This is a genomic window from Helicobacter cappadocius (assembly GCF_030688855.1).
Classification (GTDB): domain Bacteria; phylum Campylobacterota; class Campylobacteria; order Campylobacterales; family Helicobacteraceae; genus Helicobacter_J; species Helicobacter_J cappadocius.
The window spans coordinates 28,610-40,641 of record NZ_JAUYZK010000014.1 but is presented as its reverse complement, the minus strand read 5'-3'; the positions used below and the strand labels follow the sequence as shown (position 1 = coordinate 40,641).

At 35.4% G+C, this 12,032-nt stretch carries 9 protein-coding genes; 3 read left to right on the top strand and 6 right to left on the bottom strand.

Annotated elements, in window-relative coordinates:
• Positions 1-87: 87 nt before the first annotated feature.
• Both Q5I06_RS08110 and ppsA read right to left on the bottom strand, forming a co-directional pair.
• Positions 88-627, bottom strand: coding sequence for a GNAT family N-acetyltransferase (locus Q5I06_RS08110; protein WP_305517684.1), 540 nt, complete (start codon positions 625-627; stop codon positions 88-90).
• A 14-nt stretch (positions 628-641) separates the two neighbouring features.
• Positions 642-3,068: a pyruvate, water dikinase gene (ppsA, locus tag Q5I06_RS08105; protein WP_305517683.1), complete on the bottom strand. Its 2,427-nt coding sequence runs from the start codon at positions 3,066-3,068 to the stop codon at positions 642-644.
• A 172-nt stretch (positions 3,069-3,240) separates the two neighbouring features.
• Here ppsA and purL point away from each other — a divergent pair, with 172 nt between their 5' ends.
• The 3 genes from purL to Q5I06_RS08090 are packed head-to-tail and all read left to right on the top strand — an operon-like array spanning position 3,241 to position 7,014.
• Complete coding sequence (gene purL / locus Q5I06_RS08100) at positions 3,241-5,475, top strand: phosphoribosylformylglycinamidine synthase subunit PurL (RefSeq protein ID WP_305517682.1); 2,235 nt, start codon at positions 3,241-3,243, stop codon at positions 5,473-5,475.
• 16 nt (positions 5,476-5,491) lie between these two features.
• The gene (locus Q5I06_RS08095; protein WP_305517681.1) at positions 5,492-6,508 is read left to right on the top strand and encodes a lipid A deacylase LpxR family protein; all 1,017 of its coding nucleotides are present in this window, start codon (positions 5,492-5,494) and stop codon (positions 6,506-6,508) included.
• A 53-nt stretch (positions 6,509-6,561) separates the two neighbouring features.
• Positions 6,562-7,014 (top strand): hypothetical protein, encoded by a 453-nt coding sequence (locus Q5I06_RS08090; protein ID WP_305517680.1) that lies wholly within the window; start codon positions 6,562-6,564, stop codon positions 7,012-7,014.
• A 17-nt stretch (positions 7,015-7,031) separates the two neighbouring features.
• Here Q5I06_RS08090 and Q5I06_RS08085 read toward each other — a convergent pair whose 3' ends face one another.
• From Q5I06_RS08085 to gmhA, 4 genes are all read right to left on the bottom strand, one after another.
• On the bottom strand, positions 7,032-9,764 hold the full coding sequence (locus tag Q5I06_RS08085) for an autotransporter outer membrane beta-barrel domain-containing protein (RefSeq protein ID WP_305517679.1): 2,733 nt from the start codon (positions 9,762-9,764) through the stop codon (positions 7,032-7,034).
• Positions 9,765-9,978: 214 nt separating this feature from the next.
• Entirely contained in the window at positions 9,979-10,218 is a 240-nt protein-coding gene (yedF, locus tag Q5I06_RS08080; protein ID WP_305517678.1) for a sulfurtransferase-like selenium metabolism protein YedF, read from the bottom strand.
• Positions 10,208-11,437 carry a selenium metabolism membrane protein YedE/FdhT gene (gene yedE / locus Q5I06_RS08075; protein WP_305517677.1) on the bottom strand — a complete coding sequence of 410 codons (1,230 nt, stop codon included), beginning with the start codon at positions 11,435-11,437 and terminating at the stop codon, positions 10,208-10,210. The genes yedF and yedE overlap by 11 nt, the downstream gene beginning before the upstream one ends.
• A gap of 22 nt (positions 11,438-11,459) precedes the next feature.
• Positions 11,460-12,026: a D-sedoheptulose 7-phosphate isomerase gene (gmhA, locus tag Q5I06_RS08070; RefSeq protein WP_305517676.1), complete on the bottom strand. Its 567-nt coding sequence runs from the start codon at positions 12,024-12,026 to the stop codon at positions 11,460-11,462.
• Positions 12,027-12,032: the final 6 nt, after the last annotated feature.

Below are 12,032 nucleotides of genomic sequence, written 5' to 3'. Positions count from 1 at the left end.
ATATTAGGGTATCAACGGATAAACAAACCACCGAAAATCAAAGATTTGAAATAGAAAATTTCGCAAAATCAAAAGATATAAAACACTTTACAATTCTATCTTCATATAATAATCATCCATTACATAACCTCTGCCAATATCTACACTATCTTCTCTATAGATTTTAAATCCTAATCTTTTATAGGCTTCTATTGAATTCATATTCTGTTTATTTACAGTGAGCCAAATGCTATTGCAAGATGATTTTTGAGCAATTCTTTTGAGATATGCGACTACAGATTTTGCTATTCCTTGATTTCGAGAGGTTTTTTGAATATAAAGTTTGCTTAAGAAAATAGAGTTATTTTTGCTCAAGTCACCAGAATCATTTTTTTGTACAAATGAAAAATATCCTACAAGCGTATTCACTTCTCTGCCATCAATTTCATTTTTTGATAAAATCTGGAAATATTGATACCCTTCTTTGAGTTGTGTTTCCATAGCATCTGGGCTTTGGAAATTACTCACCATATATTGGATTTGTCCATCTGTAAGGATATTTGAATAGTGCTCTTGCCAAATTTTTTGGGCAAGTTTATGGATATCTTCTAAATGTTCTCTAGTTATAGCTTCTGTAAAATGCACCATGATATTTTCCCTTTTTATTTCAGGTTTAGTTCGCTTTCTAGTTTTGAAACCAAATTCCAAGTAGATATGACAGAATCAGGATTTAAAGAAATCGAATCAATTCCTTCTCTAACTAAAAATTCAGCAATTTCTGGATAATCACTAGGTGCTTGACCGCATATTCCACAATATTTTTTATGTTTTTTACAAGCACTGATAGCTCTTTTGAACATTTCAAGCATTGCAGGATTTCTTTCATCAAAAATATCACTAACAAGTTGTCCATCTCTATCCACACCGAGCGTAAGCTGTGTGAGATCATTTGAGCCGATAGAAAAACCATCAAACATATTAAGAAAATCATCAGCTAGAATAACATTTACTGGAAGTTCGCACATTACATAAATCTCAAGGCCATTTTTTCCAGATTCTAGCCCATTTCTTCGAAGTATCTCTAAGACCTTCTTGCCCTCTTCTGGAGTTCTTAAAAATGGAATCATAATCTTCATATTGGTGAGTCCCATCTCATCTCTAACCATTGCTAGAGCTTGACACTCCCATTCAAACGCACCTCTATATAAGTCTGAATAATACCTACTCGCACCACGATATCCAAGCATAGGATTTTCTTCTTGAGGTTCATAAGCAGTTCCAGCTATCATTCCTCTATATTCATTGGATTTAAAATCACTTGTTCTTACGATTACAGGATTGGGGTAGAAGGCTGCAGAAATCATTCCCATGCCTTCGGCGATTTTTTTGATGAAAAAATCTTTTGGGCTTTCATAACCTGAAATGAGCTTTTCAATTTCTTGTTTTTCTTTGATATTTTTACCATTTTGAAGATCTAGAAGTGCTAGAGGATGGGCTTTGATTTGATTTAAAATGATAAGTTCCATTCTTGCTAACCCTACCCCGTGATTTGGAAGCTGTGAAAAACTGAAAGCTTTCTCGGGATTTCCTACATTCATATAGATTTTTGTTTTAGTTTGTCCTAGATTTGAAAGTTCGATAGTCTCTACTTCGTATTCATGGATTCCGGCATAGACATAACCCTCTTCTCCTTCAGCACAAGAAACCGTTACTTCCATTCCGGTATAAAGCCTATCGGTTGCCCCAACAGCTCCAACAATAGCAGGAACACCAATTTCCCTAGCAACAATTGCAGCGTGGCAAGTTCTACCGCCACGATTAGTGATAACAGCAGAAGCTTTTTTCATTGCAGGTTCCCAATCAGGATCGGTGTTATCTGTGACTAATATCTCACCTTCTTTAAAACTATTCATATGTGCAATATCATTAATGATCCTGACTTTTCCTGCACCTATTTTCCCTCCAATAGCTTTTCCATTAATGATGATTTCTTTATCCTCATCTGTATTTTTAAATCTAAACTTTTCAATCCTTTGACCATTTAGTTTTTTGATATTTTGACTTTGGACGGTTTCAGGCCTAGCTTGAACGATAAAAATTTCGCCACTTTCCCCGTCTTTTGCCCATTCCATATCCATCGGACGATATTCACCTGCTTCTTTTGTGTAATGTTTTTCGATAACTATGGCATATCTAGCCAAAGTCAAGACATCTTCATCAGTAATAGAGAAAGTTTCAAGTTCTTTTTGAGTTGTCTTAATGTTTTTGGTAGGATGATCACTTCCTTTTGGAGCATACACCATTTTGAGATGTTTAGTGCCTAATTGACGTTTGATAATAGGTCTTTTGCCCTGCTCTAAAGTAGGCTTAAAAACATAGAATTCATCAGGATTTACTGTTCCACCCACGACATTTTCACCCAATCCCCAGCTTGAAGTAATAAAAACAGCATCTTTAAAACCTGTCTCTGTATCTATAGAAAACATCACCCCTGCACTACCCTTGTCCGCTCGTACCATTTTTTGTATCCCTACACTCAAGGCAACTTTAAAATGATCAAAACCCCTAGAAGCTCTATAACTAACAGCTCTATCGGTAAAAAGAGAGGCAAAACAAGACTTGATATAATGGATCAACTCAGTTTGACCTTTTACGCTCAAATAAGTATCTTGTTGTCCTGCAAATGAAGCATCTGGGAGATCTTCGGCAGTAGCTGAACTTCTTACTGCCACATCAGCTTCATTCATTCCATATTCATCGCTTAGCATTTTGTAGGCTTGGAATATCTCATCTCTAAGATCTGCAGGAAATGGAGTTCCAAATATCAATTCACGGATTTTTTTTGATCTGGTTTTTAAAACATCTATTTCTGTAACATCTACATTTTCAAGTAAATCAACGATTTTTTGCTTGATGCCTCCACTATCTAGTAAATACCAATACGCATCGCTAGTGATAGCAAATCCATTTGGAACTTTAATCCCCACTGGTACGAGTTCTTGGAACATTTCCCCGATACTTGCATTCTTTCCGCCCACCAAGGGGACATCTTTGTTGTTCAGTTCCTTAAAAAACTTGATGTATTTCATATTCGCACTCTCCTAATCATCTCTTAATTCTTAGCATTTTAATAGATAAATCTTTATTTGATACTTAGGAAATACTAAAATTTGATAAATTTCTCATTTTTCTTTGTTTTATTTCTAATTTTGATAAAATTAGCACATTGTTAATAGCTAAAAACTCAAGGAAACTCAAAAAATGAATCAGCCATTAGAAAATATTTCTGAAATTCTCAAAAATCACAAACTTGATCAAAACGATTATGAACAAATCAAGCAAATACTGCATAGAGAACCTAATTTACTTGAAATAGCTATATTTTCAGCGATGTGGAGTGAGCATTGTAGCTATAAATCGAGCAAAAAATATCTAAAAGGATTTCCAACGACTGCACCTTATGTTATTGTTGGACCTGGAGAAAATGCCGGAGTGATTGATATAGGCGATGGATATGCAGCAGTATTTAAAATAGAATCGCACAATCATCCTAGTTTTATAGAACCTCGTGCAGGTGCAGCGACAGGAGTAGGTGGAATTATGAGAGATATTTTTACGATGGGGGCAAGACCTGTGGCAAATCTCAATTCTATTCGTTTCGGAGAGATTTATAGAGATGATGAAATAGGCAAAAAACATAAATATCTACTTCGTGGTGTGGTAGATGGAATTGCTAGTTATGGTAATTGTATGGGTGTGCCAACTATAGGAGGAGAGACTAGTTTTGAAGCCTGTTATAATGGAAATATTTTGGTGAATGCTTTTACATTGGGTATCGTAAAAAATGAGGAGATATTTTATGGAAGAGCTGAAGGAATAGGAAACCCTGTTATTTATGTTGGGAGCAAGACAGGGGCAGATGGACTTGGGGGTGCTGTTATGAGTAGTGATAGTTTCAACGAGGATTCAAAATCTTTACGTCCTACTGTGCAGATAGGCGATCCATTTACCGAAAAACTTTTACTTGAAGCTTGTTTGGAATTATTTGAAAAAAAATTGATAGTAGGTATTCAGGATATGGGTGCAGCAGGATTAAGTAGTTCAAGTTTTGAGATGGCTGGTCGCTCTGGAAGTGGTATGATAATGCATTTAGATAAAGTTCCTGTCAGAGAAGAAGGACTAGGACCTTATGAATTAATGCTGAGCGAATCTCAAGAAAGAATGCTTATTTGTGCAAAAAAAGGTTTCGAAAAAGAAGTGATGGAAATATTCCAAAAATGGGAACTTGATGTAGAGATTATCGGCGAGGTTACAGATACTGGGAATATGGAGTTGTTTTGGAATGGGGAAAAATGTGCTCAAATACCCATTGAGGCTTTGAGTGAAAATGCTCCTATTTTAGATAGACCTATTAGTAAACCAAAGTATTTAAATGAAATTAATAAAAATGAGTATAAAAGAAACACTTTTTCTCAACAAGAAATCTTTAAAAAATTGTTATCTAGTTTGGATATTTCTGATAAGTCTTGGATATATTCTCAATATGATAGTACTGTGCAAACAAACACAATTGTTTCAAGTGGTCAAACTGATGCTAGTGTAATTAGGATCAAAGAAAATGGTACTTCATTGGCGATGAATGTAAATTGTCCTGTTAGATACTGCTATTTAGACCCCAAACAAGGTTCGGCAATCGCTGTTGCAACCGCAGGAAGAAATTGTGTGACTAGGGGTGCAAAGCCTTTAGCAATCAGCGATTGTTTGAATTTTGGAAATCCTCAAAATCCAGAAGTGATGTGGCAGTTCAAAGAGGCTACTGATGGGATTAAAGAAGCTGCTCAAATACTACAAACACCAGTAATTAGCGGGAATGTTTCCTTGTATAATCAGACTGATTCAGTAGATATTTATCCTACTCCAACTATTGTAAGTGTGGGGCTAATACAAAAAGGATACACCCCTATCACTTCAGGTTTGAAAGAAAAAGGAAATCTACTAGTATTATTAGGTGAAATACGGGAGGATTTTGGGGGAAGCGTGGTCCAAAAAATAATCTATAACACCTGCGAAGGAAAACCTCCCAAAATAGATCTTGAAAAAGAAAAACATCTCTGGGAGTTGATGAAGGATAATTTTGATAGCAAAATCATCAAAAGTGCAAAAGATATCGGTAAAGGTGGGCTTAGCATCGCTCTGGCAAAAATGGCGTTATTGGGAAATATGGGCATAGAGATAAAAACTGCATTCAACAGCTCTGATGGAGTGCAAAAAGATATGATTTTTAGTGAATCTCAAAGTTGTATTGTTGTTGAAATAAACCCTGAAGATTTAACACTCTTACAGAAGAATTGCAAAAAATATCAGATCCCTTGCTCGGTATTAGGAAAGGTGGGTAATAAGAATGGTGATATTTGTATTGATTCCATTGCTATGAGTATGTCTGAAGCTAAAAAATTATTTTTCGATAGCTTTTGCGAAATTGTGAAATTATCTTAGCAATCTGGAGCATCAAGTGATAAAAAAAAATATTTTTGTCTTTATGTTGGTATTTTGTGGGATAATATTTGGAGATGATAGGGTATGTGAAACCCAGTTAGTTCCTTATCAAAAGCAATTTTTCAATATATTGAGCGAAAATGACGCCTATGTCAATCAATTCGTAGATAGATATTACACAGCAGGGACAATATTGGGATATACAAGCAAGGAATATGATTTTGACTGTCAAAACAAGGATTCTAAGATACATTGGCTTAAGTATATAAGTTTTTTCCCAAATCAACCAAAAATAAGTCGTTTTAAAATCTCCTTGGCTCAAGATATTTATACACCCTACTCTAGAACAAATCCTCCCGATATCGGAGATCATCCATATGGAGGATATTTGAGATTAAATTTTGGGCTCTCACACAGACAAGAGAGTTTGCTAGAGAATATTGTTTTGTCAGCTGGAATGGTGGGTCCTAGTTCTGTTGCTTATGAAACTCAAAAATTTATTCATTATCTTACTAATAATCCTATTTTCTATGGTTGGGGAACGCAGCTAAAGAGTGAGTTTATCCTCAATCTAGACTATCAGCTTATCAAAAAAATTTATTTATGGGATAGTAGATATATTTCTTCAGATATTCTACCTGCACTTGATGTGGCACTTGGAAATGCTGATACACATTTTTCACTAGGGGGTCGCTGGAGGATTGGCTATAACCTAGATTCTGATTTTGGAGTGAATAAGGTAAATTCTAGCTTTAGTGGAGGAATGCCTTATAATAATAGGTTTTCCTTCTATGTTTTTGGTGGAATCTCTGGAAGATATCAAGCTAGAAATATTTTTATACAAGGCAATAGCTTTGGAAAATCTACGGGTATTGATATGGAGTATTTGATTTATGATGGCGAAATAGGTGGAGCACTTCTATATAGAGGCTTTCGACTTGCCTATACATTCACACACACGAGCAAAACTTTCAGAACAGAACCACAAGGTGGGCATAATTTTGGAAGCGTTGAGCTTAATATAGCATTTTGAAAAAGTTTATTTTCCTTCAATACCGATATTTTAGGATATTTTTAGCATTTGGTTTGCTAGAGTGCTATTTTTATACACTAGAGGCAAAAAATGCACAGGATTATCTCTATGAAAATATCCAAATCCTAAAATCTTACTATAAACAAGTCAAAGTTCAATCGATCCAAAAAAAATATCCTATTTTTCGCAAAAGATATATTATCGAACATTCAGTGTATTCTGGACTTTCTGAAAATGAGAAGCAAAAGCTTAATGGGCAGCTTGTGCTGACTAATTTCATACTCAAGAATTTTATCAAATATAGCAATTTTGGAGGAATTGGTGTAGGAGGAATCCTAGCAGAACAATATGATGACAAAAAAGCAAAAACTTTTTATCTAAGCTTTGATGGAAGATATTTAACTGATTTGGAGTTCTTGGGACTTGGAAGTGAGTTATATGCCTATTGTGTTTTACCGAATTTTAATCACTGTGTATTGCTAGGTATTGGAGAGGATTGGAAATAATCCCCTCTTTTTTATTCCTAGAATACATATTTTAAAGATGCTAGACCTGTGGCGATGAATGTCTTTTTATTGGAAGCTTTTGTGGAGAGATTGAGATTGAATAATAAAGAATCATTGATATTCATTTCTCCGCCCAGTAATACTGAAGCAAACATTTCTTTAGCAGGAGGTGCTATGGAGATAGTGTTATTTAGAAAAACTACTTTTGTTTCAGTTGCATTGCTATAGATATTAGCTTCATAAGAAGGACGAAGGAAAAAATATCCATTTTTGAAAGCTCTCTTATATTCTATTCCGATGACCTCGCTCAAATACACGCTATCTTTGAAATCATATGAACTTGCAAACACCTCTGTATCTTCAGTCACATTTGCTCCTGTGTAAAAATTCAGATTGACTCCAACAAATGGTTTGATAGAGTTTTTACCCAAGATAAATTTCGGACCACTTTGTAAAAGCACATCAAAACTTTGAGTGCCATATCCTGAAGAGGTACTGTAGATGTTATCTAAGATGGTAATTTTTTTTGTATTTTTGTTATACGCATAGCCTTGATTGAGGATTAGATCTGTTTCTAATATGGAGGTTTCAAACCTTCCATACACTCCTATTTCAAATCCTTGAGTTTGATTTGAGAGCATATCAAGTTTTTGCCCTCCTCCGATATAAGCTAGATATGCCCCAATAAACATCTTATCTTCAAAGTTTCTATCATAACCTACAGAAAGTCCATAGCCGTATCCATAGCCACTACTAGAGGTTTGAAAAGCTCCTAAGACATTGACATAGAGGTTGTTAGGTTTTTGGGATTTTGTAGATTCTTTAAAGATATTTACCACATCAGTAGGTGGGGCTAATTTAGTATTTATGGCATAGCGATTAGAAGGATTGTAGAGTAATACATCTGATCTGGCTTGATGATAAGTCGCACTAGAACTACCTCCTCCTATCATACGAGAAAATACATTGGCTTTGATAGCTTCAAATCCTCCATTTAAAGCAGTATCTTTGGAATGAGAGTAATACTCTAGTCCATCATTGATATTTTTGGATATGGTTCTGATTTGATTCATACTCAAGTTTTTGATGTCAAATCCTGGAATTGGATTTTCTTTGCTAAATGCGTCGATGAAGGCTATTTCGCTAGAGGTATATTTGTCTTTAATGCCGGGTATTTTAGCAATGGTATCGGTGTTGTTGGTGATAGTTGTGCTGGTGGTGTTTCCTGCAATGGTGGTGTTATCTGTGTTACTGGTGGTGTTATTATTGCTATTATCTGAAATATTGACTTCTTTTTGAGGTTCGGTTGTTGCTACGTTGGTTGTGGTATCGGTATCACTGGTGGTAGTATCAGTGTTGTTATTGCTTGAAATACTCACTTCTTCTTTGGATGGTTGGATAGTTCCTGCACTGGTAGTATTACTAGCGTTTGTTGTGCTGGTATTATCTGAAATATTGACTTCTTTTTGAGGTTCAGTGTTTGCTATATTGGTGTTGGTATCAGCATTGGTTGTAGTGGTGGTATCGGTGTTGTTGGTGATAGTTGTGCTGGTGGTGTTATTATTGCTATTACCTGAAGTATTGACTTCTTTTTTGGGTTTTTTAGTTTTGTATCTATAGGTAACTTTTAGAGTTCTTGCACCATGATCGTCAAAGCCAGTTCCTACTACCGCTTCATAGAAATCATTCATGCTTCCATCATCTGAGATAACATCTTGCACCCCTAGTAGCGAAGTATCATAGCTGAATATACCAGTTGCAACTAGAAAATCATAAGGTCTATCTAATATAGTCTCTCCTTTTAAAAAATATACTGAAGCTCCTTTGATATCAACATCTGTGGCTTTTATGGCTCCATAATAGGTATATCCTCCAGTAAAATAAAGTTTGCTCCCTTCTTTGCTAATAAAATTTTTACCGACATAAATCCCATGATCATCCATTATTGCAGCTAAATGTATCTCCCCTTGATTGATCATATTTCCGTATACGCTAAGCTTAGATCTATCGCGATAATTATGAGATGGATTGATATAAACATCACTATAAGCTCCATTGATAAAATCTCCACTAACTCTTAATTCAGAGTTGTTACTAAGAATGACGTTTGAGCGATTGTCTTTATCTACCCCTTCAGAGATAAGATTTTTTTTTATAGTCAAAACTGCATGTTCTAGCACGATACTTCCACTAAAATATTCCTGGCTACTGCTGTGATCTACGCCATTATAAAAATCCCCTCCATTTATAGTTATGTATGGAGGTGTCTTATATTCGCTAGGTCCTGTGATATTAAGTTTTGAATCATTGCTGAACTTTCCTGTGAGATTGATAGTCACATCCCCATCTACACCGCTAATTTTTGTATTACTAACATTAATAAAATCTCTAAAGTTCAAATTGAGTTTATGATTTACTATAAATTCTCCTTGTGAATAAAAATCTCTACCATTTAAAATTATTCTCCCATACTGGATATTAAATAAACCACCATCTAAATAATAATCGACATCAGGCATATCAAAAGTAAAATTCCTCCCATTTGCAAAATTAAAATTTCCTAGATTATGAAATTCAGTGAATTGTGATTTTGGATTTTTGTATATCTCAACATATGTACTTGAAAAATAAGAATCACCCAAGTCGCTTTTGTTATAAACAGGAGAGGCTGAATCATCTTCTCCAATTGTGATACAAGCACTTGAATTTTCAGGTGTAAGGCTAGAAGGGAATTCATTTCCCCAATTCACAAAAGTAGCACTTGAACTATAACAGTCCCATGCTTCAAGCGAAAAAGGAAGAGAAAGTGTGCAGAGAGCTAGGAGTTTAAGAAGTCGCTTTTGAGTCCCCCCCCCCCATAGAAAAATTAGAATAAGACATTTTATAATCCTTTATAAGATAAATAATAATTGTATTTTATCTCAAAAGGCTTATCTCAAGCTTAAAAATATCTCTAAAGGTTGATTATTTTCTTATCAAAAAAGAAATCACACAACCTTCTTGGTTGATTTGTAGTACTTCATAGCCGTGATTTTTCGCATCTAGGGGGATGTTATTGATACTCTGAGCACAATCACTCAAAACTTCTAGCACTTCGCCTTTTTGAAGCTTTTCCATCGCATCTATCGTGGCTATAGCTGGATAAGGACAGGTTTCTCCAAACAGTTCTAATCTATAATTAGGAGTGATTTTTTTATTTTGCATTGTCTATCCTTTGGCTATTTCTAGCTTTAATGGCAAAAAATCTCTTTTGGAGCCAAAGGATCACAAGAAAACTCAAAAATAAAAGTACATAATTCACTATCAGCCCTCCATGGTTTCCAAAAACTTCAAGCAAATTGATCTTGGGCCAAGAGGTGGCTAATGCTTCGCCATAATAGTCCCAACTAAAGGCTAATAACATCGTACCGATGATGTTCCCAACACCTACTATCCAGTAATGCACCTGCCCTTCTACTGCTCGATACATCCAGCCACACTCACATCCTCCAGCTAGGACGATACCAAATCCAAAAAGCAATCCTCCTAATATGATATTGGGTCCCATCCAAGAGAGCTTAAGCTCAGTTCCTAGCATCACATAGCTAAAAACTCCTATACTAGAGACCGCCATTCCAGCAATCACCGCTTTTGCCATCTGGCTTCTTCCCATAATAAAAAGATCTCTAAAAGCCGAAGTAAAACAAATCTGTGCTCTAGCCACAATAAAACCAAATGAAATCCCAAAGCCTAGCGCCATTCCTAAAATAGGCATTGTTTTGTTTTTTGGAATAGGTGAAGTATAGGTGAGATAAATCATCCATGCTAATGAAAGAAGAAAAACTATACACCCAAGTGTAAATAAAATCTTCCCTCTTTTTTTATTAGATACGATGGATTTTTGAGAATCTACCTTAAATGGCGTAGCTTTTGGAAGAAAACAGGGGAGTTTGACGACTTTTGTTCCAAAATAAACACCTACAATCATACAAATGGTAAAAACCCAAGTATGGAGTGAAAAATAAGGGATTCCTGTAAAAAAATTTGCTAGATTACAACCCATAGCAAGTCTTGCTCCAAATCCAGAAATAATGCCTCCTATGAGAGCTTGGGCTATTCTGATAGGACTTGTAGGAAACCTGAGCTTAAAGTTATTCGCCCATAGACTTGCTATGAGGCAACCCAAAAACATTCCAATGACCATAATCCCATCGTTTCTAGTCAGTGGGGTTCCACTCATGTTTTGGATCTTGTAATATCCAAATCTACTAATATCTACGCCAAAAAACTGCAGTATATGCCCTCCCCAACGAGTAAATTCACCTGTAACTGCCCACAAACTTCCACTCAATCCAAAATAATAAGTCGATAATATTCCAAGTGCAATAACTGCAGGGAGTGGATTCCAAAATTTTACAAGATAAGTTTGCCTAAAATATTCCAAAATTTTTTCCTTAAAAATAATTTTACATATTGTCGCGTTCGATCACATCACACAAAATATGTATGATAAGAATATGAGCTTCTTGAATGCGGGCAGTATCATTGCTAGGAATAACTAGATTAATATCGCAGACTTCATTCATAACCCCCCCATCTCTTCCGCTTAATCCTATGGTTTTACAACCTATATTTCGACCTATTTTTAGTGCATTGACAACATTTTTAGAATTGCCACTTGTAGAGATTCCAAATACAATGTCAAAAGGATTTGCAAGTGCTTCAACCTGTCTGGAAAATATATATTCATAGCCATAATCATTTCCTATTGCTGTGAGTGCAGAGGTATCTGTAGTAATGGCAATTCCCGCAAATGCTTTTCGCTCTCTTTTGTATCTACCGCTTAATTCTGCGGCAAAATGCTGTGCATCTGCTGCACTTCCACCATTGCCACAAAATAGTATTTTTCCTCCACTGAAGATGCACTCACTTAAAGTAAAAGCAACTTTTTTAATGTCATCCTCTAGGACTTCTAAGGTTTTTTCAACGGTAGCTATATGGGTTGAAAATTGGTTTTTGATAAAGTCTTTCATTTTGTC